Here is a 26,309-nt window from a genome sequence, read left to right on the forward strand (position 1 = left end):
GCCTGCCCTCAGTTCCCGCACGCCGGGTGCTTCTGCCCTTCGGTGGTGTTCGGCAGGCCCAGGAAGTCCAGGATGTGCGGCGTCGTGCCGTCCACCTGCGTCAACGCGGTACCCCCGAGGTTGCCCAGGCAGTAGCTGGGCTTGAGCGGGTTCTGGTGGTTGTTGTTCAGGATCAGCAGCGTGCTGCGCTCGGCCGCCGTCTGCCCGCCGTGGCTGCTGCCGGTGCCGCCGTGGTCGGAGGTGACGACGATCAGCCATTCCTCGTTCGCGTAGTTCGGCCGCGACGTGAGCGCCGTGAGCACCTGCTGGATCTGCTGGTCTTCGCCGGCGATCTTGCCCTGGTAGTAGGCATTGAGCGGGTCGTAGCTCGGCGCGTGGACGTCGACGTTGTGCAGGTAGTAGAAGATCGCCGTCGGCGGGTGCTTCCAGCTCAGCCAGCCCTTCACGGCATCGGTGGCCTGCTGCGAGTTCTTGGCTGCGTTGGCGACCACGAAGTCGGCCAGCGCGGGGCGCAGGTTGTGGGTGATGTTGAACCAGTCGCCCACCACCGCCGTCGTGGCCGTTGGCCAGGCCGCCTTGATCTGGTCGAACACGTGCGTCTTCTTCAGCGGCAAGGTGGTGGTGTTCGAGGTCACGCCGTGCTTGTCGGCCCAGAAGCCGGTGAACACCGACGACCAGCCGGGCCCGCTCACGGTCGCCTGCTTGGTGCCGCCCGCCAGCACGTTGCCGTGGAAGGCGCCGCCGGCGATCAGCGCCGACATCGCGGGCGTCTGCACGCAGCCCGCGCACTGGATGGCGTCGCCGCGCAGGCCGTCGATGCCGATCAGCAGGATGTGCTTGTTGCCGGGCACGGGGTTGGGAACGCCCTCGCCCGCGATCAGCGAATAGTGGTCGTAGGGGTTGCCGACGTAGTCGGTCTTCAGGCCGCCGATGTCGCTGGCGCGCTTGTCGCTCAGGTCGCAGCGCTGGTTGGTCTTGTGGTAGTCGAAGGACTTGCACCACGACGAGCGGCTCGCGTCGGTGCAGGCGTTGGCGCAGTCGGCGGGCGTCACGGACTGCAGGGCCTCGGTGTTGTAGCCGCTGATGGCCGCATTGGGCGTGCGCGCGAAAGGCTTCAGCGGATCGGGCTTGAGGCTGTAGTGGTCATAGGGGTTGCCGGGGTAGTCGGTCTTCAGCCCGCCCACGTCGGCGGCGCGCTTGTCGCTCAGGTCGCAGCTCTGGGCGGCCTTGTTGTAGTCGAACGAGACGCACCAGGCGCCGCGTGGCGCGCCCAGGCAGGCCGACGCGCACATCTCGGGCGTGGACTGCGTCAGGTTCTCGATGTTGTTGCCGGAGATGGCTGCGTTCGGCGTGGCCGCGAAAGCGTCCAGCGAGGCAGCGCTTGCATGTCCTGCCAGCGCTGCGAACAGCAGGCCCGCCAGGGATGCACGGATCGATGACTTCATGAGGTCTCCTCATCACAGGGTCGTGGGGTGATTCCCGGGTGCCGCCTCGCCGTTTTTTCAGTGCGAGTGCAACGCCGGGCGGAGTAAATCACCGCCGCCTGCCATCGATCCAATTCAAAAATCTTCGATGTTGTATTGAGCAGAGCTATACATCGCAGCGTCACGCAACGCGGTCAAGCCGCGCGATTCGAGAACGCCATCACGCCATCGTCCACGCGCCCGAGGCGCAGCAGGAGGATGTCGCGCAGGTAGTTCTGGTGCAGCTTCCAAGGCGTGTGCGCGCCCTGCTTGGGAAACTTGTCGAGCGAGCGCTGCACGTAGCCCGAGCTGAAATCGATCCACGGTTCGGGCGACAGGTCGGGGCCCGGGTTGTGCGGCGTGCATTGCCGCCAGCCGTGCTTGTGCATGTGGTTCAGCAGCCGGCAGACGTAGGCGCAGGTCAGGTCGCACTTGAGCGTCCACGAGGCGTTGGTGTAGCCGAAGGACGAGGCGAGGTTGGGCACGTCGCTGTACATCATGCCCTTGTAGTTGAAGGTCGCTGCGGGGTCGACGCGGCGACCGTCCACGCTCAGTTCGATGCCGCCGAGCACCTGCAACTCGAGGCCGGTGGCGGTGACGACGATGTCGGCCTCGAGCACGCGGCCCGACTTCAGCCGCAAGCCTTCGGGCGTGAAGGTGTCGACGTGGTCCGTGACCATCGACGCGCGCCCCGCGTTGAGCGCCGCGAACAGGTCGCCGTCGGGCACGAGGCACAGGCGCTGGTCCCACGGGTTGTAGCGCGGCGTGAAGTGCGTGGCGACGTCGTAGCCGGGCCCGAGCGCGTGGCGCACGCCGCCCAGCAGCATGCGCCTGACGCGCGCCGGCTTGCGCCGTGCGAGCCGGAAGAACAGCATGCCGAGCGTCACGTTCTTCCAGCGCGTGAGGCGGTACGCGGCCATCGCCGGCAGCAGGCGCCGCAGGCGGTTGGCAATGGGGTCTTCGGCCGGGCGCGCCACCACGTAGGTCGGCGAGCGCTGCAGCAGCGTGACGTGCGCGGCGGTCTTCGCCATCGCAGGCACCAGCGTCATCGCGGTCGCGCCGCTGCCGATCACGACCACGCGCCGGCCGCTGTGGTCCAGGTCGGCGGGCCAGTGCTGCGGATGGACGATGCGGCCTTGGAAGTCGGCCATGCCGGCGAAGTCGGGCGTGTAGCCCGCCTCGTAGCGGTAGTAGCCGCTGCACAGGAAGAGGAAGTTGCAGCGCCACTGCACGGGCTGCTTGTCGGGGCCCTGCGCCACATCGACCGTCCAGCAGGCGTCGGCGCTCGACCAGGCGGCGCGCACCACGCGGTGCTGGTAGTGGATCTTGTCGTCGATGCCGTGCTGGCGCGCGGTGTCGCGCACGTACTGCAGGATCGACGGGCCGTCGGCGATCGCCTTGGCCTGCGTCCATGGGCGGAACACGTAGCCCAGCGTGTACATGTCGGAGTCGGAACGCACGCCCGGGTAGCGGAACAGGTCCCAGGTGCCGCCGCTGCGTTCGCGCCCTTCGAGGATCGCGTAGCTGCGGCCCGGGCACTGCGCCTGCAGGTGGCAGGCGGCGCCGATGCCGGACAGGCCGGCACCGACGATCAGGACATCGACGTGCGGCGGCGCGACGGCCGGTTGTGCTGCTTCCATCGGTGATTTGTCTCCTGTCTCATGGCTTGTTGTTGTCTGGCTTTTCCACGGGCGTGCGGCGGATCATCAGCCAGGCGCTGACCGCGCTCAGCACGGCCAGGCCGGCGCTCAGCAGCATCACCCAACGAAAGCCCGCGACGAAGGATTCGGCCACGGCGCGCTTCACGGCAGCAACGGTGGCCGCATCGGCGCCCGGCGGTGCGCCGGCCGCAGCCAATCGATCGCGCTCGGCCGCAAGAAAAGATCGCACCTCGTCCGACGCGCCCATCGCCTGCAGCCGCTCGGCCAGCGCCGCGTCGAAGGCCCAGGCCATGATGGCGCCGAACACCGCAATCGCCAGCACCGCCGCCGCGCGCGACACCGCGTTGTTCACGCCCGAGGCCACGCCCGCGAGGTCGGGCCCCACGGCGTTCATGACCGTGGTGGTGAGCGGCGCGACTGTCACCGTCATGCCGAAACCCAGCACCACCACGGCGGGCAGGAAACCGCTCCAGTAGCTCGCACCCACGCCCGGCAGCGCGAACAGCGCAAAGCCCACGGCCGCGATGGCCGGCCCGATGACCAGCGGCAGGCGCGGCCCGAAGCGGTCGACCAGCTGCCCGGCCCAGCCCGAGAGCGCGAACATCAGGAAGATGAACGGCAGCAGCGCCGCGCCTGCCACCGTGGCCGAGTAGCCCTGCACCTGGATCAGGTTGAGCGGAAAGAAATACAGCCCGCCGCCCAACGCCGCATACAGCAGCAGCGTCAGCAGGTTGGCGCCGCTGAAGTTGCCGATGCGCAGCAGCGACAGCGGCAGCATCGGCGTGCGCGCCCGGCGTTCGGCGATGACGAAGCCGACACTGCCCACGACACCGCTCACCAGCGCCGCGAGCACGGCCGGCGAACGCCAGCCCTGCGTCGGCGCTTCGATGAAGGCATAGACGATGCCGCCCAGCCCGGCGGTCGCGAGCAGCGCGCCCCACAGGTCGAGCCCACCGCGCGCCGCGGCGCCTTTGCTCTCGGGCACGTGGCGGCGCACGATCCACAGCACCAGCAGCGCCATCGGCACGTTGATGAGAAAGGCCCAGATCCACGAGAAGTGATCGACCAGGAAGCCGCCCAGCACCGGCCCCACCGCCGCCGTGATGCCGCTGAAGCCCGACCAGGTGCCGATGGCCTTGCCGCGTTCCTTCTCGGGAAACGAGGCGCTGATGAGCGCCAGGCTGCCCGGCACCAGCAGCGCGCCGCCGATGCCTTGAATCGCGCGTGCGGCGATGAGCTGCTGCACGTCGGCCGCGAGCGCGCAGCCCACCGACGACAGCGCGAAGACGACGACACCGATAGCGAAGATGCGCCGCCGCCCGTAGTGGTCACCGAGCGCGCCGCCCACCAGCAGCAGCGCCGCGAGCAGCAAGGCGTACGACTCGACCACCCATTGCGCCTGGAAGGCCGTGGCATGCAGATCGGCCTGGATGGCAGGCAAGGCGACGTTGACCACGGTGCCGTCGATGAAGGCCATGCTCGAGCCGACGATGGCCGCGGCGAGCACCCAGGGCTTGGAGGCTTCGGGGCAGGCGCCCTCTTCCGTGGGTGGATTCGCCCCATGCAGGATCAGCGTGTCGTCGCAGGGCGCCTTGCCGATCTGTGCCATGGGGCCTCCGTTCTAGCGGATGGTGGCGTGGTGCCTTCCCCCGTCGGGGAAAGGTGAAAGCCTCAGGTCGCGCACGCCGTCGCGCCCGGGTTCGTCCGCGCCGCGTTCACGCTGCGCGCCATGGCCGCCGCCGCCGCGGCCGTCACGCGCTGCGCGCCCTGCGCCAGCGCGTCCATGCCGCCGCCGGTGGCTTCGCCCGCGTCGAGCCGGCACACCAGCGTGCGCGCCTCGTCGGAGCGGCGCAAGGTCCAGGTGAAGCCGGCGTCCACGCGCCCGCCGTCCACCATCTCGAACTGGCGCACCTGCACCGCCACGCGCCACACGGGCTGCGAGGTCTGGCGGCCGCCCTGCGTGACGTCGAGCGCGCCGAGTCGGCTGGCGATGCCGCTGCCGAGTGCGTCGCGCAATTCGTTCTCGAAGGACGAGGCCCAGCGGTGCTGCTCGAGCACGTCGACCTGCACGCCGCCGGTCGGGCGGCGCACCACCATCTGCGGGCGCGCCAGCCGCTCGGGCACGGCCACGGGCGCGAGCTCGATGTACAGCGGCGCGGCGGCATCGGGAGTGCGCGGCGCCGCGTCGGTGAGCGCGGGCGGGCTGGCCAGCGTGTAGTAGCTGTCGGGCTTGCTCGCGCAGCCTGCCAGCACCAGCAATGCGGCGGCGCCCGCGAGCGCGAAGGTCGTCGTCGTCTTCATTTCTTGTCGTCCGGTTTGCCGCGCAGCAGGGATTCGGGATGGCGTTCGAGGTAGTCGGTCAGCACGCGCACCGAACCGGCGGCGCGCGTCAGCTCGCGCAGGGTCTGGCGCATGTCCTGCTGCAGCGGCGAGTCGTCGGCCAGCGTGCGTTCGGCCGAGTTGACGGTCTTGCGCACGTCCTTCATGGCGGCGGCCAGCTCGGGCGTCACGTCGCTGTTGATGCGGCTGACGGTCTGCTCGGTGCTGGTGAGCGTCTTGTTGAGCGTGGCCAGCGTGGTGCGCAGGTCGGTGGCGATCTGCTCGTAGGGCACCTTGTTGAGCTTGGTCGCGATTTCCTGCACCTGCGACTGGATTTCGTCCAGGCCGTTGGCGATGGTCGGCAGCTCGATCGGGCTCTTCGACAGGTCGATCTTCGCGGGCGGCGCCTTCGGGAAGAAGTCGAGCGCCACGTAGACCTGGCCGGTCAGCAGGTTGCCGTTGCGCAGTTGGGCGCGCAGGCCCTTCTCGGCCAGGAAGCGCAGCCGTTCCTGCTGCGTCGCGCGCGACTCCGTGGCTTGCGCACCGGCACCACTCTCGCGGCGGCGCAGGCGGTCGGGGTAGATCTGCACCAGCACCGGCATGCGGAACTCGCGCTCGGCGCGGTCGAACTCGACGCCGATGGATTTCACCTCGCCCAGCACCACGCCGCGGAAGTCGACCGGCGCGCCCGGCGTGAGGCCGCGCAGCGACTGGTTGAAGTACATCAGCAGCGTCTGCGAGGGGCCGTCGGGCTCCTTCATGGCGGCGCTTTCGTCCTGCGCCAACACGAAGGCGGTGTTCTCCTTGGCCAGCGGGCCCATGGCGTCGTCGGGCGCCTGGAAGGCGATGCCGCCGAGCAGGATGGTGGCCAGCGACTGGGTGCGCAGCGTGAAGCCGCTGGCGCTGAGCTGCGCGTCGATGCCGCTGGCCTGCCAGAAGCGCGTGTTCATGCCGACGAACTTGTCGTACGGCGCGTTCACGAACACCCGCAGCGTGACGCCGCGGCCGTCGCCGTCGAGCTCGTAGGCCGCGACCTGCCCGACCTTGATGCGCCGGAAGTACACGGGCGAACCGACATCGAGCGAGCCCACGTCGCGCGCCCGCAGCAAGAACTGCTGGCCCGAGTCGCCGCGCGTGACGATGGGCGGGGCTTCGAGGCCGGTGAACTCGCCCGCGGTTTCCTTCTCGACACCCGCGTCGGCGCCGATGTAGGCGCCCGACAGCAGCGTGCCCAGTCCCGAGATGCCCGAGGTGTCCAGCCGCGGCCGCACCACCCAGAAGCGCGAGTCGGCCGAGGTGAAGCCCTCGGCGTCCTTGTTGAGCTGCACCAGCACGCGCACGTGCGAGCGGTCGCGCGCCAGCCGCAGGCTCTGCACCAGGCCGATCTGCACGTCCTTGTATTTCACGGCGGTCTTGCCGGCTTCGAGGCCCTCGGCCGTCTTGAAGGTGAGCACGATCTCGGGGCCGCGCTCCATGAGGATGCGGGCCACCAGCGTCACGCCGACCAGCGCGGCGACGATGGGAATCAGCCAGATCAGCGAGGGCAGCCATTCGCGGCGGCGCGCCACTTTCGGCTTCGGCAGCGCGGGCGGGGCCGACGCTGCCGGACGGTCTTGCGGTTGCGTGTCTTCTTCACTCATGCGATTTTTTCTTCCCTGCTTTCAATGTGTCGTTCGTCCGTGTCTGCTTGCGGCACCGGGCCGTCCCACGTCAGGCGCGGGTCGAAGCTCAGCGAGGCCAGCATGGTCAGCACCACCACCGCGCCGAAGGCCGCAATGCCCACGCCGGCGGTGATGACCGCGAAGCCCTGGATCTGCACCAGCCCGGTCAGCAGCGACACCACGAACACGTCGAGCATCGACCAGCGTCCGATGATCTCGATGATGTGATACAGCTTGGCCCGCTCGCGCCGGCGCCAATTGCTGCGCCGCTGCGCCAGCACCACAAGCAAGAGCAGTACCGCCAGCTTGAACAGCGGCACCAGGAAGCTGGCGATGAACACGATCGCCGCCAGCCCCCAGGCGCCCGACACCCAGAAGTAGATGACACCGCTCAGGATGGTGTCGTACTGCGCGCCGAACAGCGTGCGCGTGATCATCACCGGCAGCAGGTTGGCCGGGATGTACATGATGCAGGCCGCGATCAGGAAGGCCCAGGTGCGGTTCAGGCTCTGCGGCTTGCGCGTGTGCAGGTGCGTGCCGCAGCGGGCGCAGGCGTCGCCATCTTCGGCATCGCGCCAGACGGCGGTGCAGTGCGTGCAGACGTGCAGGCCGAGCGCGGCGGCCGTCGGCACCGGGTTCTCGTGGTCGTGCTCGTCGTCGGCCTGCGCCTCCCAGGGGCGTGCCGAGGCCAGGCGGGCGGGCAGCCCGCGCATGTTCATGCGCGCACCTCCGGCGCGGCTGCATCCTCTTCATCGGCTTTGCGGAAGGTCATCTCCCAGAACGCGCCTGGGTTGAACGACAGCACGGCCGTGAGCGTCACGGTGAGCGCCACGAAGGCCCACAGCGCGGGCCCCGGCACCACCGTTGCCATGCTCGACAGCTTGACGATCGCCACCAGCACGCCGAGCAGGAAGACCTCGATCATTCCCCAGGGCCGCAGCGACTGCATCATGCGCACCAGCACCGCGAAGCCCCAGGGCCGGTGCGCGCGGGCCAGCGGCACCAGCAGGTAGGCCAGGATGCACAGCTGCAGCAGCGGAAACAGGATGGTCGTGGCCAGCACCAGCAGCGCCACCGGCGACATGCCCTCGGCGCTCAGCACCACCACCGCGCCGGCCAGCGTGGTCTGGCTGCGCAGGCCCTGCAGCTCGATCTCGACGATGGGAAACAGGTTGGCGATGGCGAACATGATCAGGCTCGCGACCGTCAGCGGCAGGATGCGCCGCTGCTGCGCGCCCGGGTGCCGGTCGAGCTCGGTGCCGCAGCGCGGGCACTCGGCCACGTCGCGCGGCGCCAGCGGCGTGCGGGCGTAGACCGCGTCGCAGCCCGGACAGACCACGGTGTCAGGTACTTCCTTCATGAGGCCGTACCCTACCTTATTCAGGCATGCGGACTTGTCGTCTTCAGCCGCAGACTGCTGAAAACCGCCGCCACCGCCGCGCAGCCCGCCGCCAGCACCAGCGCCACCACCGGGCCATGCCCGCCGTGCGGGCTCCAGACGCTGAACACCGCCGCCAGCACCACGGCCCCCAGCGTCTGTCCCGTGAGCCGCGCCGTGCCCAGCATGCCGCTGGCCGCACCACTTCGGTGCGCGGGCGGTGAACTCACGATGGTGTGGTTGTTGGGCGACTGGAACAGGCCGAAGCCCAGGCCGCACAGCGCCATGCGCCAGGCGATGTCGGCATTGCCCGGGTGCGCCGGCAGCGCCGCCAGCAGCGCCAGGCCCGTGGCCAGCAGGCCCAGGCCGATGCCGCCCAGCAGCCCGTCGGGGTAGCGGCCGATGAGCCGACCGGCGATGGGCGCCATCACCACGATGGCCAGCGGCCACGCCGTGATCAGCAGGCCGGCCTCGATGTGGCTGCGGCCGTACACGTCGAGCAGCAAAAACGGCAGCGCGATGTAGGCCAGCATCTGCGCGCAGAACGCCGCCACCGAGGTGCCCATCGACAGCGCGAACACCGGGATGCGCAGCAGGTCGATGGGAAAGAGCGGCACCGCCTGCGTGCGCTGGCGCCGCAGGTAGACGAAGCCCACCGCCAGCCCGGCGCCTAGCGTGGCCCAGGCCGACCACGGCGTGCCCGTGGCCTGCACCCCGCCCTCGCGCACGCCCAGATGGTCCACGCCGAGGAAGACCAGCGAGAACATCAGCACGTTGAGCGTCACGTCGATCGGCGAGAAGCGCGCGCCGGCAGCCGGCGCCGAGCGGTTGAACGGCAGCGCCCGCAGGCCCAGCGCGAAGGTGACGATGCCCAGCGGCACGTTGATGGCAAAGAGCCACGGCCACGACGCCACCGACAAGATCGCCGCCGCCACCGAAGGCCCGGCCACCGACGAGGTGGCGACCACCAGCGAATTGATGGCCATGCCCCGCCCCAGCTGCGCCGAGGGGAACGTGAGCCGCACCAGCGCCGCGTTGACGCTCATGATCCCCGCCGCGCCCAGCCCTTGCAGGGCGCGCGACGCGATCAGCGTGGCGAGCGAGTTGGCGAAGGTCGCGGCCAGCGACGACACGGTGAACACCGCCATGCCCACCAGGTACACGCGCCGGTAGCCCACGAGGTCGCCCAGCGACGCCAGCGGCAGCAGCATCACCAGCGTGGCGATCTGGTAGGCGTTGACCACCCAGATGGCCTGCGCCGGCGTGGCCTGCAGCTCGCGCGCGATGCCGGGCAGCGCGAGGTTGACGATGGTGCCGTCGAGCACCGACACCGTGAGCCCGAGGATGATGACCAGCATCGCCCAGCCGCGCGCGGGCGCGGCCAGGCCGTCGAGGGGAAGCGGCTTGGCGTCGCTTGCTGTGGCGACCGTCATGTCAGGCCTCCTGCGCCCTGCCCCCGGTCGGCTCGGAGCGCACACCGCCGAGCGTGAGCCAGGTCAGCACCAGCGCGATGAGCGCACCGGCCGCCATGCCCGCCACCATCGGCAGCGGACGGCCGTTGGAGAACAGGCCCACCACCGCCATCGCGAGCGCGCCGGTCAGCATCTGCAGCGTGCCCAGCAGCGCCGAGGCCGTGCCGGCGATGGCGCCGTGCATCTCGAGCGCCAGCACGCCGGTGGTCGGGATCACCAGGCCCATGAAGCCCGAGGCGATGAAGTACAGGACGATCAGCACCCACAGGTTGTCGCCGCCCATCGCGAAGTACACGAACATGGCGACCATCGCCACGCCGCAGCAGGCCACGCCGAACTTGACGAGGTTGACCAGCCCGTAGCGCTCGCCCAGCGAACCCGTGAACTGCGAGGCCGCGATGAAGGCCGCCGCATTCACGCCGAAGGCCACGCTGTACATCGCGGGCGACAGGCCGTAGTGGTCGATCATCACGAACGACGAATTGGCCAGGTAAGTGAAGAAGCCCGCCATCGCGAAGCTGCCGATGAACACCAGCCCGAGGTAGTGCCAGTCGCGCAGCAGCAGCCAGTAGGCCGACAGCGCGCTGCCCAGGCTGCTTTCGACGCGCTCGGAGGCCGGGCGTGTTTCGTCGAGCAGCTTGACCATCATGGCCAGGCCCGCCACCGCGGCGATGGTGACGGCCCAGAACACGCCGCGCCAGCCGGTGAAGGCGATGACCAGGCTGCCCGCGAGCGGCGCCAGGATCGGCGACACGCTGAACACCAGCATCAGCAGCGACATCAGCCGCGCGGCGTCGGTGCCGGTGTGCAGGTCGCGCACCACGGCGCGCGGAATCGCCATGCCGGCGGCCGCGCCCAGGCCCTGTACGAAGCGCAGCGCGATCAGGGTCTGGATGTCGGTCGCCAGCGCACAGCCCACGCTGGCCAGCGCGAACAGCACCAGCCCGGCGTACAGCGGCGGCTTGCGCCCGACCATGTCGGAGATCGGGCCGTAGAGCAACTGGCCCGCGCCGAGCGACAGGAAGAAGGCGGTGAGGCTCATCTGCACCGCGCCGATGTCCGCATGCAGGCTCTGCCCGATGGCGGGCAAGGCCGGGAGGTACATGTCGATCGCGAAAGGCCCGATGGCGGAGAGCAGGCCCAACAACAGGGCCATTTTGAAGAACGGAGAAGAACGCATTGGGTCGATTGTGGCGAAGGCTCGCAATCGGTGCAGGCGTGGGGTCGGCGGCTTTCGCCGCTAGTGCATTCGTTCTACCGGGCGGTACGCAGTGCCTCTTCAGTACAGCGTGGCCTGCTGGCGCGCCGGCAGTTCGCGGTCGTAGGTGGCGCCGTCGAAGGCCGCATCGGTCAGCGCCGAAAGGATGGCGCCCGGCGTCGGCACCGTGCGCGGCGCGTCCTGCGCCACCGGCGCCCAAAGCTTGGAGCGCTGGATGGCGCGGGCGCACTGGAAGAACACGGTCTCGACGGCGACCTCGATCACGCACTGCGGCGCACGCCCTTCCACCGCGAAGCGCGCCAGCAGCTCGGGCGCCACGCTGATGCGCGCGCGCCCGTTCACGCGCAGCGTCTCGCCCACGCCCGGAATAAGGAACAGCAAGGCCACGCGCGGGTCGGCCACGATGTTGCGCAGGCTGTCGATGCGGTTGTTGCCGCGCCGCTCGGGCAACAGCAAGGTCCTCTCGTCCTGCACCGCGACGAAGCCCGGGGCGTCGCCGCGCGGCGAGGCGTCGAGCCCGCCGGGCCCGGTGGTCCCGAGCACCGCGAACGGCGATGCGGCGATCAGCGCCTGGTAGCTCGGGTGCAGGTACGGCACCTCTTTCTTGAGCGAGGCCTCGCCCGGCTGGCCGAACAGGGCTTCGAGTTGGGCGACGGTGTCGATGGTGGTCATGGGGCGATGTTCTCCTGGATCGGGGTGGGTGGCGAGGCGCGCCGGACGCAGGCCAGCGCCGCCACCGCCAGCAACAGCGCGGCGCTGCCGTAGATCCACGGTGGCGATGCGATGGGCAGCAGCACGCCGGCCAGCAAGGGCCCGGCGCCCGCGCCGATGTCGCGCCAGACCGCGCGGGCCGCGAGCGCCCGCACGCGCTCCGGCCCGGGCGTGCGCCGCGCCACGATGGGCGGCAGGAGCGGCAGTTGCAGCGCGCGCAGCACCACGATCAGCGCCGCGCAGCTCCACAGCCAGCCCAGGCCGAAGCCCACGAGCGCGAGCGACGTCACCAGCGACAGGCTCACGAGCAGGCGCTCGGCGCCGAAGTGCTCCGCCATGCGCCCGCCCACCGGCCCGAGGAAGATTTCCGCAAGGTAGCGCAGCGCCATCAGCACGCCGGCCACGATCACCGCGCCGCCCGGCAGCAGGTCCTTGCCGAGGTACGACAGGCCCACGATGAAGAGGCCGTCGAGCGCCAGCCCTTCCATGAACGACCAGCCGTCCAGCGCGTTCGGCCGCGAGAAGCGCCGCGTCGGCGCGGCACTGTGGTGCGGCTTCGACGGCAGCCGCCGCGTGACGAACAGCGCGAGCAACGACACCACCGCCAGCACGCCGAAGATCGCGCGCGGCCCGACCGTGTACGCCAGCAGCGCACCGAGCGGCAGCGCCAGCACCGGCCCGGTCGCGATGAAGGCGCGCGAACGCCCGCTGCGCCGCGCGGCACCGAGCGGGTCGGCCGTGGCCAGGGCCTGTGTCGACAAATTGAGCGCCGCGAAGCACAGGCCCCAGGTCAGCCGCAGCGGCAGCAGCGCCCAGAAACCCGAGAGCGTGGCATAGCCCAGCCCGCAGCAGGCGGCGGCCACCACGGCCAGCGTGCAGCTCGCCCGGTCGCCGTGGCGTGCGTAGAAACGCGCGACCCAGCCGTAGCCCGCGATACGCACCAGCCGGTTCGCCGCCAGCAGCAGACCGACCTCGGCCAGCGAGACGCCGAACTGCGACGCGTACATGGGCAGCAGCAGGTAGAGCACCACGTCGGCCGGCAACGACAGGCCAAGTGCCATGGCGGCGTGGCGGGAATCCAGGTCGGTGGAACGGACGGGAACGGCGGGAGAAAGCGGTGGTGCGGCGGACATCGAGCCCGTATCGTGCCCGCTCGCGACGCCCGCCGACAAACGACATTCCCGCGCGGCATGCGTGAGAAAATCGCACGCATGCCGCTTCGCGAACCGCCCCTCCATGCCGTGCGCGCCTTCGTGGCGGCGGCCCGCCACCTGAGCTTCACGCGTGCCGCGGTCGAGCTGCACGTGACGCACAGCGCGGTGAGCCGGCAGATCAAAAGCCTCGAGGCCTGCTTGGGCGTGGCGCTGTTCGAGCGCCGCATCCGGCAGGTCACGCTGACGCCCGAAGGCCAGCAGTTCTTCGCGGAGACCGAGCCCGCGCTCGCGCAGATCCACGCAGCGGCCCGCGCGCTGCAGCTGCAGGGCCCGGCGCGCGCGGTGCGCATCAACGTGCGGCCGTCGTTCGCGGTGCGCTGGCTCATTCCCCGGCTGCCGTCGTTCGTGGAACGCCATCCCGATATCGAGCCGCAGGTCGTCACCAGCACCGTCATGCCCGAGCAAGCCACGGACAGCTTCGACATCGCCGTGCGCCGCGGCCTCGAGGGCTGGCCGTTGTCGATCCAGGTGCGCCCTTTCCTTGAAGACGAAGTGCTGGTGGTCGGCGCGCCGGCGCTGTTCAAGGCGCAGCCGCTGCCCGACCTGCGCGCCCTCGCCTCGCATGTGCTGCTGTCGGCGCGCACGCGCAAGGACGATTGGGACGACTGGAAGAAGCAGGTTGGCGCACCGCGCGCGCGGCCGGCCGGTCGGCTGCAGTTCGATCACCTGCACTTCGTGCTGCAGGCCGCGGTCGACGGGCTGGGCATCGCGCTCGCGCCGACCTCGCTGGTGGCGCACGACCTGGCCTCGGGGCGGCTGCAATCGCCGCTGCCTGGGTTACGGATGACGCTGGAGCGCTACTACTACGGCCTCGCACCCGATGCGGCGCCCGAGGCGGTGTGCGTGGCCGAGTGGTTCGAGCAGATGAACGTGGGCTGCTGAGGCTTCCACGTCCGTAAACGGCCAGCGGCAGAGGGGCGCGGACCCGAGGATGCGGTCTTTCTCTTCGCGTGCCACCCCATGCCCTCGCCTCTACCCCGTTCTTTCTCCCACCTTGCCTGGGCCAATCTGGCGGCGCAGTCCGCCGAACAACTGAGTCTCGCGGCCGTGCCGCTGGTGGCCGTGCTCGCGCTCGGCGCCGGGCCGGGTGAGATCGGCTTCCTGGCGGCGGTGCAGACGCTGCCCTTCCTGCTGGTCTCGCTGCCGATGGGCCTGCTCGCGGACCGCATGTCGCGCCGTCGCCTGATGGTGTGGGCCGAGGGTCTGCGCGCGGTGTCGCTGCTGGCCTTGCTCGGCATGGTGCTGTCGTCCACGCTGGGCATCGGCGGGCTGGCTGTGCTCGGGTTCCTCGGTGCGGTCGGCACGGTGGGGTTCAGCGTCGCGGCGCCCGCGCTGGTGCCTGCCCTCGTGCCGCGCGACGCGCTGGCGCGCGCCAACGGGCGGCTGGAGCTGGCGCGCAGTGCCGCCTTCACGGCCGGGCCCGCGCTCGCGGGCGCACTGGTCGCGTGGGCTGGTGCGTCGTCGGCCTTCGTGCTGGCGGCGGTGCTGTCGGTGGCGGCCGTGGGCCTGTTGTTGCGCCTGAACGAAGCGCCCCGCCCCGCGACCCCGTCGCGCCATCCGCTGCGCGACGTGCACGATGGCGCGCGCTTCGTCTGGCAGCACGCTTTCCTGCGGCCGATGCTGATGACCGGCGCGGTCTTCAACATCTCGTGGTTCGTGCTGCAGGCGGGCTATGTGCCCTATGCCGTGCGCGTGCTGGGCCTCGGCGCGCAGGCCGTGGGCTTCACGCTCGCGATGTACGGCGCAGGCATGGTGGTCGGTGCGCTGCTGACCTCGCGCGTGACGGCGCGGCTGCCGTTCGGTCGCGCGATCCAGGTCGGGCCGGCGGTGGCGGTCGCTGCCGCCGCGACGATGGCGGCCACGCTCGTCGTGCCGACCGCCTCGCTGGCCGCGCTCTCGTTCTTCCTGTTCGGCGCGGGGCCGATGGTCTGGGTCATCACCTCGACCACGCTACGCCAGAGCGTGACGGCCTCGGCGATGCTGGGCCGCGTGTCGGCGGTGTTCCTCACGGTGAACGCGGGGGCGCGCCCCGTGGGCGCGGCGCTCGGCGGCCTGGTGGGCGCCTTGTGGGGCGAGCCGGCCTGCCTGCTGCTGGCGCTCGCGGGCTTCGTGCTGCAGGCCGCGATCATCTTCGGTTCGCGCATCGCAGGACTGCAGCAGTTGCCCGTGCCGGCGGCCTGAACGTTCAGGCTCAGAACAGCGAGCGCGTCCCGCTCGGCGTGGCGCCTTCGATGTCGAGCATGCGCAGCTTGGTCAGCGCGCCGCCTCCCGCAGAGAAGCCACCGGGCTTGTTGCCCGCGGCCAGTACGCGGTGGCACGGCACGACCGGCGCGAAGGGGTTGTGGCCCATCGCCTGGCCGACCGCGCGCGACAGGCCCTTGTCGCCGAGTTCTTCGGCCACCTCGCCGTAGGTGCGCGTCTGCCCCGGCGGAATGCGCCGCGCGATCGCATAGACGCGCTGATAGAACTCGGACACGCCGCGCATGTCGAGCTCGATGTCGCACAGGTCGTCGGTCGCGCCTTCGAGCAGCGCCTGCACACCCGCGATGGCGTGCTGCGCGCGCTGCGACGGTGGGGCTTCCTCCAGATCAGGAAAGCGCCGGCGCATGCGCGCACGCGTCGCGGCCTCGCCCCGCTCTTCAGGCAGTTGCACACCGACCAGCCCCTGCGGCCCCCAGGCCAGCGCGCAGACGCCGATGGCGGTCGGGAACAAGGCAAAGCCGGATTCGGAAGGGGATGCGGCAGTCATCGAGGCATTGTGATTCAAGGTTGAAAAACGGCGCGCGGACATGGGCGCGAAGACCTCTTCCGCAGAAGAGCAAAAGTACCAGCCAAACACCCCGAAATACCGGACTTTCACTCGGCGCTTCGAGGCATTTCCGCTCATCCTTTCGAACGCACCGAATGTCGGCAAGCCGTTGTCGGACATGTGCATCGCCCCCTAGTCTCGCGCCCAGAAGTTGTCGGCTGAAATTCCAAAACAACAGGGAGACACATGCACATGAGGCGACGCGATTCTTCGCGGCCGGCGCGGCTGCGCGACCAGCGCGGACTGACCGCCATCGAGCTGATGGTCACGCTGGCGATCCTCGCGATCCTGATTGGCATCGCGGCGCCTTCGATGACGCGCTTCATCGTGCAATGGAGGCTGTCCAACACGGTCAACGCCGTGACCGGCTCGCTGCGCACCGCACGCACCGAAGCCATCGCCCGCGCAAGACCCGTCGTCGTCTGCCAATTGCGCGCAGGCACCGCGGTCGAGTGCGAAACCGGCTCGGGCGGCAACGATTTCGCGGCCGGCTGGATCGTCTTCGCCAAGAACGACCGCGACGCCGACTTCGCCTATTCCGAGTCGACAGACGAGGTGCTGTTGCGGCAAGACGCACTGCCCGGCATCGCGAAGATTGCCCTGGGCAAAGCCGGCCGCCTCGTCTTCCTGCCCAACGGACTGGTGAGTTCGGGAAGCAACAGCATCACGGTCGAGGCCCCCGGTTTCGAAGCAGCCAGTACCACCCCATGGGCACGCAGGACGCTGTGCATCAGCAAGCCCGGGCGCATCCGCTACGCCGCGGAGGGTGGGCAACTACGCCGGCCCCGCCGTGCGCGGATGCACCGGCGGATTCACCGACGCCGCAGCCGCCTTCGACAAGCTGTCGTGCACAGGCAAGGGCAGCGACGCCATCGCCATCCGCTACGAAGCCACCACCGACAACACCATGCCCACGGGCACCGACGCCAAGCTGGCGACGAACTGCCTGGGCAACGGCATCAACGCGCTCACGCCATCGCAGGTGAGCCCGCCTCCCACGCCTGCCCCCGGCGCGCCCCCACCCGCCAACTACGCACTGGCTGACAACCGCTATCTGGTGACAGACGCGAGCACGGCGCCGATGCTGTCCTGCCGCGGGATGGAAAAGCGCGACGCCGTCAACGCCATCGGCCCCTCGCAGCCGCTGCTGGCCAACGTCGAGAGCATGCGCATTCTCTATGGCGTGGCCAGCCGTCCCAGCATCGAGCTGGCGGCCACTTACGACCCGCTGCGGCACCAGATCGTCAAGTACCTGGATGCCGCGGGTGTCGATGCCCTGCCCGGCAGCGGCGTCCTGGCCGATCTCGCCGAAGACCGCTGGAGCCGCGTGCTGAGCGTGCGCGTGTGCCTGCAGATGCGCAGCGACCGGCCGGTGCGCGACGTGCCCGACGGTGGCCTTGCCTACAAGCGATGCGACAACACCGACCGCACCGGCACCGATGGCTACCTGCGCAGGACCTTCACCACCACGGTGCTGCTGCGCAACCGCCTGATCACCCCATGAACACGAAGCCATCCCCTCTTCCGCGCCGCATCGCCGGCCGTGCGTACGAACGCGGCGTCGTGCTGATCGTCACGCTGATCCTGGTCGTGATCCTGTCGCTGGTCGGCACCTTCGCGATCCGCAATGCCACGCAGAGCGAGCGCAGCGTGAACGGCATCCGTTCGACCGAGGTCGCGCGCGAAGCCGCCGAGACCGCGCTGCGCTTTTGCGAACAGGTGGCCATCTTCGACGGTGACGACAAGGACTACACCGACTACGCCTCCGTCGGCATGCGCGCCCGGATCATCACGACCCCCATCGGCTCGGAGTTCGACGAAACCGCGGCATGGCGCAAGAAGGCCAGCTGGGTGGGCAACAACGCGATCGTCGTTCCGAAGGCCTATGTCAACAAGAAGCCCACCGGCACCACGGTCGACGCCACGCCCCTGGAGATCGAACCGCGCTGCCTCATCCAGAAGATCGCCACCACCTCGACGCCCAGTCTGACCGGCTACCTGATCACCGCCCGGGGCTTTGCCAACAACGCCAGGTTCGAGAAGTCGACCGGCATCGCCACCCAAGGCGCCGAAGCGTGGCTGCAGTCCGTGCTGACGCGCGACAAATGACTTCATGACCTTCATCGCCATGACACACCTGTCCCCCGGTTCCTTGCACTCCCGCCGCGGCTTCACGCTGATCGAAGTCATGGTCGTCGTCGCGATCGTCGCCATCCTGGCCGCCATCGCGCTGCCGAACTACCAGGAGCACGTGCGCCGCTCCAAGCGCGCCGAAGCCCAGGGCATCCTGATGGAGGCCGCGCAGTTCATGCAGCGCTACTACTCGGCGAACGACCGCTACACCACTGCCGCGGGCGATGCCGGCGAGGAGACCGAGCAGAAGAAAGGTGCAGAGAGCCTGTTGCCCAAGGCCTTGCAGCAGTCGCCGAAGTCCGGCGCCGCCAACTACACCATCGCCGTCTTCGCGCGCGACACCCCACCCAGCTTCATCCTCAAGGCTACCCGCACCGGCAGCATGACCGGCGATCGGTGCGGCACGCTGACCTTGAGCGGCCTGGGTGTGAAGGACATGGATGACGAGGTCACGGGGCTGCTGACGAAAGAGTGCTGGAGATGAATCTCGCACGCCTTATCAGCGCCCCACTTTCAACCGCAGGGAAAACCGCATGACCGCCACGCGCCCGTTTCTTGTTCAGGTACCCGCCAGGGCCGCACGCACGCTGCGAACCTTCGTCAGTCTCGCTGCCGCGTGGGGCGCGGCGCTTCTTCCCGTTGGCGACGCGCTGGCTGCCACGACGCCGAGCCAGGCCCCGCTGTACAACGCCGTGCCGGGCGCCAAGCCCAACCTGATGTTCGTGCTGGACAACTCCGGGTCGATGGCTTTCGAGTACCCCGAAAGTTATTCGATGCTATCCAACTGCCCAGACGCCAGCTGCAATTACGCATGGTTTCGAATGCGTTCAAGCGACGTCAATGGGCAGTATTACAACCCATCTATCACCTATTCCCCCCGAATGGAGCCCACGGGAGAGTTAAAGAAAAACCCCTTGGAATTTATTGACAATCAGCTATCAAAAAAATTTTCCTATACAGCACTCGATTACGTGGTTCTTGAAAAGCAAGGGCATTTTTTGCCTTGGCACAAGACCTATTCGAAGGGCGAAGTAGAGAGCGGCGCAAAATTCAGTTACGTTCAGTGTAAAAGCAGCAACTGCTCAGAATTTGAAAAAATAGACATTAATTATCCGTCTTTAGGCAAGCTTATCGTCCCCAACGGAACGAAACGCACAGACTGCGAACAAGACGCCAATGGCACGACTTGCACTCAAGAGAATGAAAGAATAAACATTCTGAACTGGTATTACTGGTATCGGACCCGTGCACTCGCAGTCACAACGGCGGTTGGACAGGCCATGCAAAGCTATGACAACAAATTTCGGGTGGGATACAGTCAATACAATTTGACTGACAAGGAGAAAAACATCAGTGCTCCTGCAACGAGCATTGTGCGCGGCGTTCGTTATTTCAAGGACGAGAAAACAGACACCCAAAAAAAATGGAAAACTCAATTTTACGATTGGTTGTACAACGTTATTCCTGCCAACGAAACACCAAGCCACAACGCGCTCTGGCTTGCCGCCAACCATTACTCCGGAGGGGATAGATCAATTCACGGAAACCCTTGGAAAAATGATCCGACAAGTACAGAAGATACCGACGGGACACGCGACTTGAGTTGCAGGCGCGCCTACTCCATCGTGTTGTCGGATGGTGCGTGGAGCAATGGAACCACGAAAGATGCGGGTTCGAAATACGCAAGCATCAGAGGATCAGAAGTTTTCGACGGCCAACCATCGGGGAACGAAACAAGACTGCAATACGACCCAGACGGAGCCGCCAATCGCGACGACCTCGATCCGGTCAAGAAGTCGACCGCCAGAAACCTGTACATCCCGTACAGCAACGACGGCGTCGGCGGCAGCAACGGCTTCGCCGACCTGACCGCCCGCTATTTCTGGCACACGGATTTCTCCAAGACACTGGCCAACAACGTCCCTCCCATCGAGGGACAGCGCAATCCCACGTTCTGGCAGAACATGACCACCTTCACCATCGGCTGGGGTTTGACGCCGTCCGGGGAGTCGGCCACAAGAGCAGGCCTGCGGTGGGATCAAATCGAGAGCTACAACAATGTGTGGCTCGCGGGCGGTTCAGCAACGAAACCCACGTGGCCGACCGGCGACCTGAACGTAGGCGACAGGGCTGCGGACAAAGCCCGGCGCATCGACGACTTCATCCGCGCTGGCTTTACCGGTGGCGGCCGCGCCTACAGTGTGTATTCGGGCGACGATGTACGCCGAGCCCTCGACAACGCCTTGAGCAGCATGGTGGGTTCCGGCAACGACGCCGGCGTGGCGGTATCGGGCAACAGCAACGAGTTCCAGACGCTGGCGGGCCAGTACAAATACACCACTGAGTACCAGACTGCAGACAACAGCGGCGACATCAAGGCCTTCGAGTTGGATGCCGATGGCGGCTACCTATCCAAAGAGCCGGGGAAGCCGAAACCGGTCTGGTCGGCCAATGCCAAGATGCCGGCTGCGAAAGATCGAGCGATCTTCACCCTGTCGAACTACGATCCCTACACGTTCGGCAGCGGGCTGCGCACGGCGCTGACCTACAACACGAGACTGGACAAGCTGCCGTCCGATTTCCAGACGCTATTGAATGCCGACAAGCGGCAGGCCACGGATGAGAGCTTCGTGCGCTACCTGCTCGGAGACAACGCGCAAAAGGATGTCGGCGGCACGGTCTACCGGTTGCGCAAGCAGCCGATCGGCGCCTCGGTCAACTCGCCACCGGTGTTCGTGGGCGGGCGTTTCGACATGGGCTATGGCCCTGCCAGCTCGGTCGACGGCAAGGGCGCCGACTATGCCCAGTACAAGACGCTCAAGACCACACTGCCCCCCAGCATTTTTGCGGCCACGAACAACGGCAAGGTCCATGTGCTGAGTGCCGCCAAAGACGCTCCCGCGGCCGGCATCGAACTCGCTGCATTCATGCCCAAGGGCGCGATGGCTTCGCAGATCGATCTCGCCAACCCGAATTTCCGCTTTCGCTACACGCTCGATGGTCCGTTGGTCGAGCAGGACGTGTACGGGAAAACAGGTCAGAGCCTGGCCGGCGCAAAGAAAACCTGGCACCAGTTGGTGCTTGGCACAGGAGGGCGCGCAGGCCCTTTCATGTACGGGCTGGAGTCGCCTTTGGACACTGCCAACAGAAAGCCGACCGAGAACCACTTTCTCTGGGAGGTGAACAACCAGCACAAGGACTACGCCGACCTTGCCTACGTGACCAACAATCCCGTCGCGGGTCAACTGGACGACGGCACCTGGGTCATGCTGACTGGCAGCGGCCACTACCCGGAAGCCGGCAGGCAGATCGGGCTGTACGTGGTGGAGGCGTTGACCGGCAAGCTCAAGAAATTCATTCAACTCCCCAAGGGCTTTGGCAGTGATGCGCCCGGTGGCAACCGCGGTCTGGGCGGCGTAGTTGCAGTGCGGGACGCCACGCGCCGCATCGTGGCGGCCTACGCTGGAGATGCCAACGGCAACTTGTGGCGCTTCGAACTGCGCAGCGCGAAGCTCGGTACGGCCGCACAGCTGCTGTTCACCACACAGGGTGGCAAGACGCAACCGATCTACGCTGCACCGGCCTGGCAGGTTCACCCTGGCGACGGAAGCACCTGCACATACAGCGCCACCACGCAGTGCGGTGCCATCGTTGTGGTGGGCACGGGCATCCTGCTCGATGAGGAAGACCTCGCGACACCCGCGTCGAAGCAGGCCATCTACGGCGTCTGGGACCAGACGCCGATCGGCGGCGACGCGCAGCCGAACGCTCGCAAGGTCGAGCTTGCCGAACTCGTGGAACAGACCGTCGATCTGAAATCGGCAAAGAAAGGACAGCGCATCGAGGCTGACAAGGACTTCTACCAGGTCAGTGCCAATCCCGTGGATTGGAAGAATCAGAAGGGATGGCAGTTGAAGCTCGGTGCGATCCCCTACGACGGCGCCATGCCGGATGGCGAGCGCGTGGTCGGCGACCTCGCCAACCTGGGCAGCAGCGTGATCGTCTCGTCCTTCCTGCCGGAGGACAAGAAACAGGGCATCGAGTCCTGCACGGCCACGGGCAGCCTGCCCAACATCATCTACGTGCTCGACGCCCTCACCGGCAAGAACAAGAACTCCTTCGACGTGGATAGCAACGGCAGCTTCGACGCGTACTCGGTCGTCTCGATCCCCACCGGCGGCTTCACGCGCGGCAACGTGAACTCGCGGAACATGGTCGGCCAGCCCAACGAAGGCCAGCCGGACGGCAAGCCCAGGAGCAGCTGCACCAACGAAACCGGCTTTCTCACCGGCGTGGGCGGCACGCAGAAAGCCGGTGACGGCTGTCCGGACTCCCGCACCTGGCGCCGCAGCTGGCGCCAGGTGGTCTCGCCACCCTTCTGAGTTCCGAAAGAGAAAGCCGCAGCCGCCTCAGAGCATCATGTGCCGCGCCAGCAGCACCGCCACATGCACCGCCTCGCGCTGCGCGCCGTCGCCGATCTGGTGCCTGCAACTCGTGCCGTCCGCCACCACGATCGCATCGGGCCTCGCGCGGATGGCGGGCAGCAGGCTCGCCTCGGCCATCTGCATCGACACCTCGAAGTGGCTCGCCTCGTAGCCGAAGCTGCCGGCCATGCCGCAGCATGAGCTCTCGATCAGCTCGGGCTCGGCGCCCGGAATCAGCTTCAGCACGTCCATGATCGGGCTCACAGCGCCGAAGGCCTTCTGGTGGCAGTGGCCGTGCAGCAGGATCGGTGCGGTGGCCGGCTTCAGCGCGAGTTCGAAGCGGCCGGCCTTGCGTTCGCGGGCGATGAACTCTTCGAACAGCAGCGCCTGCTTCGCGACGGTCTGCGCCTTGTCGCCGAAGCCCATCACCAGCGTTTCGTCGCGCAGCGTGAGCAGGCACGAGGGCTCGAGCCCGACGATGGGAACACCCGCCTGCGCCAGCGGCAGCAACGCGTCGATCAGCGCCCCGGCGCGCATCTTGGCCTCGTCCACCATGCCGCTGGCCAGGAAGGTCCGGCCGCAGCAGTGGTGCCCGCCGCCCTTCTCCACTGTGTGCAGCGCATAGCCCGCGGCATGCAGCACGCGCGCGGCCGCAAAGACGTTCTCGCTTTCGAAGGTGCCGTTGAAGGTGTCGACGAACAGCACGGCGACCTTCTCGCCGCGCGCTGCCGCAGCCAGCACCGACGCCTGATCGGAAAACAGGCCGGCCGCCACCGCGTCCTTCGCACGCCAGAAGGTGTCGGTGCGCCATTCGGGCAATGAGCGCTTCGCCGAAAAGCCCAGCATCTTCTCGCCCAGCCATGCCGCCCCCGGCACGCGGTTGCGCAGGTTCAGCAGCCACGGCATTCGGCTGGCGCGGTGCGCGTAGTCGGGCATGTAGGCGACCAGCTTGTCCTTCAGCGTGTGGCCGTGGCGCTTCTTGTAGTGGTCGAGAAACTCGACCTTCATCTTCGCCATGTCGACGCCGGTCGGGCAATCGCGCTTGCAGCCCTTGCAGCCCACGCACAGGTCCATGGTCTCGTGCATGGCCTCGCTGGTGAAGGCGTCGGCGCCGAGCTGGCCCGACAGCGCCAGGCGCAGCGTGTTGGCGCGCCCGCGCGTCAGGTGCTGCTCGTCGCGCGTCACGCGGTAGCTGGGGCACATGGTGCCGGCGTCGAACTTGCGGCAGTGGCCGTTGTTGTTGCACATCTCCACGGCCTTGGCGAGGCCGCCGGTGCTGTCGCCGCCGGTGCCGGGCGCGGTGGTGACCTCGGTCACGGGGTCGGCATTGACGTTCCAGCCCGACCAGTCGAGCACGGGCTTCAATTCGATGCGGCGGTACGGCTTTGGCGCGGTGGGCGGCGCGAAGCGGAACAGCGCGCCATCGTCCATGCGCGGCGGGTCGATGATCTTGCCGGGGTTGAACAGCCCGATCGGGTCGAGCTGCTGCTTGATCGCGCGAAAAGCCTCGTTGATTGCCGGCCCGAACTGCCATTCGATCCACTCGCCGCGGCACAGGCCGTCGCCGTGCTCGCCGCTGAACGCGCCCTTGTACTTGCGCACCAGCGCGCTGGCTTCTTCCGCGATGGCGCGCATCTTGGCCGCGCCGTCGGCGCGCATGTCGAGAATCGGCCGCACATGCAGCGTGCCGACCGAGGCATGCGCGTACCAGGTGCCGCGGCTGCCGTATTTCGCGAACACCTCGGTCAGCGCGTCGGTGTACTCGGCCAGGTGTTCGAGCGGCACCGCGCAGTCTTCGATGAAGCTCACCGGTTTGCCGTCGCCCTTGAGGCTCATCATGATGTTGAGGCCGGCCTTGCGCACCTCCCACAGGTTCTTCTGGCGGCCGTCGTCGGGCATCTCGACCACGCTGCCGGGCAGGCCGAGGTCGCCCATCAACTCGACCAGTCGCTTCAGTTGCGGCAGCAGCGCGGCCTTGTCGGCGCCCGAGAACTCGACCAGCAGGATGGCGGCGGGCTTGCCGATCAGCGCCGTTTCCACGGTCGGCTTGAAGGCGGGGTTGGCCAGGCTCAGCTCGATCATCGTGCGGTCGACCAGCTCCACCGCCGTCGGCCCGAGCTTCACGATGTGCTGCGCCGCATCCATGGCCGCATGGAAGGTCGGGAAGTTCACGATGCCCAGCACCTTGGCGCGCGGCAGCGGCGCCAGCTTGAGCTTCAGGCTGCGCGTGTAGGCCAGCGTGCCTTCGGCGCCGATGAGCAGGTGCGCGAGGTTCACGCTGCCGTCGGCCGTGTACGGCTTCTCGCTCTGGTTGTCGAAGATGTCGAGGTTGTAGCCCGCCACGCGGCGCATCACCTTGGGCCAGTGCTGTGCCATGGCGTCGCGGTGCGCTTGCGCCAGTCCGTGCACGAACTGCGCAATGCCCGCCGCGCGTGCGCCCAGTTGGCCCAGCGGCCCGAACTCGACCAGCTCGCCGCTCGACAGCCACGCGCTCGCGCCCAGCACGTTGTGCACCATGTTCCCGTAGGCGATCGAGCGCGAGCCGCAGGAGTTGTTGCCCGCCATGCCGCCCAGCGTGGCCTGCGCGCTGGTCGACACGTCGACCGGGTACCAGAGCCCATGCGGCTTGAGCTGCGCGTTCAGGTGGTCGAGCACCAGGCCCGGTTCGACCGTCGCGGTGCCCTCTTCCACGTTCACCTCGAGCACCTTGCGAAAGTGCTTGCTGTTGTCGATCACCAGCGCCGCGCCCGTGGTCTGGCCGCACTGGCTGGTGCCGCCGCCGCGCGCCAGCACCGGCACCTTCAGGTCGCGCGCGATGTCGATGGCGGTGGCGATGTCGCGTTCGTTCGTGGGCACGAAGGCGCCGACCGGCGTGATCTGGTAGATCGACGCGTCGGTGGCGTAGCGCCCGCGCGAGCCGTCGTCGAACAGCACCTCGCCCTGCGTGTCGGTGCGCAGCCGGCGCGCCAACAGTTCGCAGGTGTCGTTGGGCGGAAGGACGGTTCCGGCTGGCTGCATGTGGCTGGCGGGGTCGATGCGCATGATGGGTGCTTAACTCGCGTTGTTGCTCTTGGTCTTGCTCTTGGCAGTGGGATAGATCTGCCCGGCGCGCAGCAGCTCCAGCACGGTGTCGCGCTTGCGCAGCACGTGCGCCGTGAGCACCTTGCGCATGGCCTGCGCGTCGCGCGCGGCCAGCGCTTGCACCATCTGCTCGTGCTCTTCGACCGCGTGCTTCCACTTGGTCTCGTCCTGGTTGGTGCGAAAGCGCAGCGACTGCACGCGGGCGTTGATCGAGCGGTAGGTGTTCGACAGCACCGGGTTCGCTGCCGCGTCGTTGATGGCCGTGTGGATGCGCGCGTTCAGGCGGTAGTAGCCCGACAGGTCGCGCCGCGCGAAGCAGGCCATCATTTCGTAGTGCAGCGCGCGCACCTCGGCCAGTTCCTCGTCGGTGATGCGCTTGGCAGCCAGCTCGCCCGACATGCCCTCGAGCATCGCCAGCACCTCGAAGGTGTTGAGCACGTCGGCCTCGGTGAGCTTCACCGCCACCGCGCCGCGGTTGGGCAGCAGGTCGACCAGCCCCTCGGCCGCCAGCAACTTGATGGCCTCGCGCAGCGGCGTGCGCGACACGTTCAGCTGCAGGCACAGCTCGCGTTCGTTGAGCTTGGCGCCGGGCGCGATGCGCCCCTCCACCAGCATGGTGCGCAGGCGCGACGCCACCTGGTCATGCAAGGCCAGCCTGGAGATTTCGATGATTTCAGCGGTCATGTGAGGTTCCCTTGTCTGCATTTTGAATGCAAAAAATAGCCGATACAACCAAGGTTGATAGGTATAAACCAGCATACATA

At 68.0% G+C, this 26,309-nt stretch carries 20 protein-coding genes and 1 pseudogene; 7 read left to right on the forward strand and 14 right to left on the reverse strand.

What is annotated here, in order from left to right; translation table 11 throughout:
• Positions 1-8: 8 nt before the first annotated feature.
• From AC1RAA_RS04410 to AC1RAA_RS04460, 11 genes are all read right to left on the reverse strand, one after another.
• Complete coding sequence (locus tag AC1RAA_RS04410; RefSeq protein WP_492726733.1) at positions 9-1,445, reverse strand: PAN domain-containing protein; 1,437 nt, start codon at positions 1,443-1,445, stop codon at positions 9-11.
• Positions 1,446-1,618: 173 nt separating this feature from the next.
• On the reverse strand, positions 1,619-3,103 hold the full coding sequence (locus AC1RAA_RS04415) for a flavin-containing monooxygenase (protein WP_492726736.1): 1,485 nt from the start codon (positions 3,101-3,103) through the stop codon (positions 1,619-1,621).
• Between the two features lie 19 nt (positions 3,104-3,122).
• Positions 3,123-4,733, reverse strand: coding sequence for an MFS transporter (locus AC1RAA_RS04420; protein ID WP_492726738.1), 1,611 nt, complete (start codon positions 4,731-4,733; stop codon positions 3,123-3,125).
• A gap of 62 nt (positions 4,734-4,795) precedes the next feature.
• Positions 4,796-5,425, reverse strand: a complete 630-nt coding sequence (locus AC1RAA_RS04425) for a PqiC family protein (protein WP_062480234.1) — start codon at positions 5,423-5,425, stop codon at positions 4,796-4,798.
• Positions 5,422-7,083, reverse strand: a complete 1,662-nt coding sequence (locus AC1RAA_RS04430) for a PqiB family protein (RefSeq protein ID WP_070060642.1) — start codon at positions 7,081-7,083, stop codon at positions 5,422-5,424. Before AC1RAA_RS04430 ends, AC1RAA_RS04425 begins: the two co-directional genes overlap by 4 nt.
• Entirely contained in the window at positions 7,080-7,817 is a 738-nt protein-coding gene (locus AC1RAA_RS04435) for a paraquat-inducible protein A (protein WP_062480247.1), read from the reverse strand. The genes AC1RAA_RS04430 and AC1RAA_RS04435 overlap by 4 nt, the downstream gene beginning before the upstream one ends.
• Positions 7,818-7,819: 2 nt before the next feature.
• Positions 7,820-8,464 carry a paraquat-inducible protein A gene (locus AC1RAA_RS04440; RefSeq protein WP_062480238.1) on the reverse strand — a complete coding sequence of 215 codons (645 nt, stop codon included), beginning with the start codon at positions 8,462-8,464 and terminating at the stop codon, positions 7,820-7,822.
• Between the two features lie 20 nt (positions 8,465-8,484).
• The gene (locus AC1RAA_RS04445) at positions 8,485-9,915 is read right to left on the reverse strand and encodes an MFS transporter (protein WP_492726741.1); all 1,431 of its coding nucleotides are present in this window, start codon (positions 9,913-9,915) and stop codon (positions 8,485-8,487) included.
• Position 9,916: 1 nt separating this feature from the next.
• Positions 9,917-11,134: a multidrug effflux MFS transporter gene (locus tag AC1RAA_RS04450; RefSeq protein ID WP_167395025.1), complete on the reverse strand. Its 1,218-nt coding sequence runs from the start codon at positions 11,132-11,134 to the stop codon at positions 9,917-9,919.
• Between the two features lie 99 nt (positions 11,135-11,233).
• The gene (locus AC1RAA_RS04455; protein ID WP_492726745.1) at positions 11,234-11,845 is read right to left on the reverse strand and encodes a pyridoxamine 5'-phosphate oxidase family protein; all 612 of its coding nucleotides are present in this window, start codon (positions 11,843-11,845) and stop codon (positions 11,234-11,236) included.
• Positions 11,842-12,945: an MFS transporter gene (locus AC1RAA_RS04460; protein ID WP_492726747.1), complete on the reverse strand. Its 1,104-nt coding sequence runs from the start codon at positions 12,943-12,945 to the stop codon at positions 11,842-11,844. Before AC1RAA_RS04460 ends, AC1RAA_RS04455 begins: the two co-directional genes overlap by 4 nt.
• A 150-nt stretch (positions 12,946-13,095) precedes the next feature.
• On the opposite strand from AC1RAA_RS04460, the gene AC1RAA_RS04465 reads away from it, so the two are divergent.
• On the forward strand, positions 13,096-13,980 hold the full coding sequence (locus AC1RAA_RS04465) for a LysR substrate-binding domain-containing protein (protein ID WP_492726749.1): 885 nt from the start codon (positions 13,096-13,098) through the stop codon (positions 13,978-13,980).
• 78 nt (positions 13,981-14,058) lie between these two features.
• Positions 14,059-15,279 (forward strand): MFS transporter, encoded by a 1,221-nt coding sequence (locus tag AC1RAA_RS04470; protein ID WP_492726752.1) that lies wholly within the window; start codon positions 14,059-14,061, stop codon positions 15,277-15,279.
• Between the two features lie 10 nt (positions 15,280-15,289).
• Here the strand turns inward: AC1RAA_RS04470 and AC1RAA_RS04475 are convergent, their stop codons facing one another.
• Complete coding sequence (locus AC1RAA_RS04475; RefSeq protein ID WP_492726754.1) at positions 15,290-15,847, reverse strand: methylated-DNA--[protein]-cysteine S-methyltransferase; 558 nt, start codon at positions 15,845-15,847, stop codon at positions 15,290-15,292.
• A 252-nt stretch (positions 15,848-16,099) separates the two neighbouring features.
• Between AC1RAA_RS04475 and AC1RAA_RS04480 the strand changes: the two are divergent.
• The 5 genes and pseudogenes from AC1RAA_RS04480 to AC1RAA_RS04500 form a co-directional block, all read left to right on the forward strand.
• Positions 16,100-16,576 (forward strand): annotated as a pseudogene (locus tag AC1RAA_RS04480) (GspH/FimT family pseudopilin); the annotation flags it as partial.
• A gap of 121 nt (positions 16,577-16,697) precedes the next feature.
• Positions 16,698-17,411, forward strand: coding sequence for a PilW family protein (locus tag AC1RAA_RS04485; protein ID WP_492726756.1), 714 nt, complete (start codon positions 16,698-16,700; stop codon positions 17,409-17,411).
• Complete coding sequence (locus tag AC1RAA_RS04490) at positions 17,408-18,016, forward strand: pilus assembly PilX family protein (protein ID WP_492726758.1); 609 nt, start codon at positions 17,408-17,410, stop codon at positions 18,014-18,016. The genes AC1RAA_RS04485 and AC1RAA_RS04490 overlap by 4 nt, the downstream gene beginning before the upstream one ends.
• Positions 18,017-18,020: 4 nt before the next feature.
• Positions 18,021-18,524 carry a type IV pilin protein gene (locus AC1RAA_RS04495; protein ID WP_492726760.1) on the forward strand — a complete coding sequence of 168 codons (504 nt, stop codon included), beginning with the start codon at positions 18,021-18,023 and terminating at the stop codon, positions 18,522-18,524.
• A 49-nt stretch (positions 18,525-18,573) separates the two neighbouring features.
• Positions 18,574-22,422 (forward strand): pilus assembly protein, encoded by a 3,849-nt coding sequence (locus AC1RAA_RS04500; protein ID WP_492726762.1) that lies wholly within the window; start codon positions 18,574-18,576, stop codon positions 22,420-22,422.
• 27 nt (positions 22,423-22,449) lie between these two features.
• Here the strand turns inward: AC1RAA_RS04500 and AC1RAA_RS04505 are convergent, their stop codons facing one another.
• Entirely contained in the window at positions 22,450-25,506 is a 3,057-nt protein-coding gene (locus AC1RAA_RS04505; RefSeq protein ID WP_492726764.1) for an FAD-binding and (Fe-S)-binding domain-containing protein, read from the reverse strand.
• A 9-nt stretch (positions 25,507-25,515) separates the two neighbouring features.
• Positions 25,516-26,229 (reverse strand): GntR family transcriptional regulator, encoded by a 714-nt coding sequence (locus tag AC1RAA_RS04510; protein ID WP_492726766.1) that lies wholly within the window; start codon positions 26,227-26,229, stop codon positions 25,516-25,518.
• Between the last annotated feature and the right edge of the window lie 80 nt (positions 26,230-26,309).

The organism is Variovorax sp. GW823-FHT04F07 (genome assembly GCF_058795995.1).

Bases quoted from the DNA above. Each gene is read 5' to 3' on its own strand.
- AC1RAA_RS04410 (WP_492726733.1), bottom strand. From the start codon at position 1,445: ATGAAGTCATCGATCCGTGCATCCCTGGCGGGCCTGCTGTTCGCAGCG.
- AC1RAA_RS04415 (WP_492726736.1), bottom strand. From the start codon at position 3,103: ATGGAAGCAGCACAACCGGCCGTCGCGCCGCCGCACGTCGATGTCCTG.
- AC1RAA_RS04420 (WP_492726738.1), bottom strand. From the start codon at position 4,733: ATGGCACAGATCGGCAAGGCGCCCTGCGACGACACGCTGATCCTGCAT.
- AC1RAA_RS04425 (WP_062480234.1), bottom strand. From the start codon at position 5,425: ATGAAGACGACGACGACCTTCGCGCTCGCGGGCGCCGCCGCATTGCTG.
- AC1RAA_RS04430 (WP_070060642.1), bottom strand. From the start codon at position 7,083: ATGAGTGAAGAAGACACGCAACCGCAAGACCGTCCGGCAGCGTCGGCC.
- AC1RAA_RS04435 (WP_062480247.1), bottom strand. From the start codon at position 7,817: ATGCGCGGGCTGCCCGCCCGCCTGGCCTCGGCACGCCCCTGGGAGGCG.
- AC1RAA_RS04440 (WP_062480238.1), bottom strand. From the start codon at position 8,464: ATGAAGGAAGTACCTGACACCGTGGTCTGTCCGGGCTGCGACGCGGTC.
- AC1RAA_RS04445 (WP_492726741.1), bottom strand. From the start codon at position 9,915: ATGACGGTCGCCACAGCAAGCGACGCCAAGCCGCTTCCCCTCGACGGC.
- AC1RAA_RS04450 (WP_167395025.1), bottom strand. From the start codon at position 11,134: ATGCGTTCTTCTCCGTTCTTCAAAATGGCCCTGTTGTTGGGCCTGCTC.
- AC1RAA_RS04455 (WP_492726745.1), bottom strand. From the start codon at position 11,845: ATGACCACCATCGACACCGTCGCCCAACTCGAAGCCCTGTTCGGCCAG.
- AC1RAA_RS04460 (WP_492726747.1), bottom strand. From the start codon at position 12,945: ATGGCACTTGGCCTGTCGTTGCCGGCCGACGTGGTGCTCTACCTGCTG.
- AC1RAA_RS04465 (WP_492726749.1), top strand. From the start codon at position 13,096: ATGCCGCTTCGCGAACCGCCCCTCCATGCCGTGCGCGCCTTCGTGGCG.
- AC1RAA_RS04470 (WP_492726752.1), top strand. From the start codon at position 14,059: ATGCCCTCGCCTCTACCCCGTTCTTTCTCCCACCTTGCCTGGGCCAAT.
- AC1RAA_RS04475 (WP_492726754.1), bottom strand. From the start codon at position 15,847: ATGACTGCCGCATCCCCTTCCGAATCCGGCTTTGCCTTGTTCCCGACC.
- AC1RAA_RS04490 (WP_492726758.1), top strand. From the start codon at position 17,408: ATGAACACGAAGCCATCCCCTCTTCCGCGCCGCATCGCCGGCCGTGCG.
- AC1RAA_RS04495 (WP_492726760.1), top strand. From the start codon at position 18,021: ATGACCTTCATCGCCATGACACACCTGTCCCCCGGTTCCTTGCACTCC.
- AC1RAA_RS04500 (WP_492726762.1), top strand. From the start codon at position 18,574: ATGACCGCCACGCGCCCGTTTCTTGTTCAGGTACCCGCCAGGGCCGCA.
- AC1RAA_RS04505 (WP_492726764.1), bottom strand. From the start codon at position 25,506: ATGCGCATCGACCCCGCCAGCCACATGCAGCCAGCCGGAACCGTCCTT.
- AC1RAA_RS04510 (WP_492726766.1), bottom strand. From the start codon at position 26,229: ATGACCGCTGAAATCATCGAAATCTCCAGGCTGGCCTTGCATGACCAG.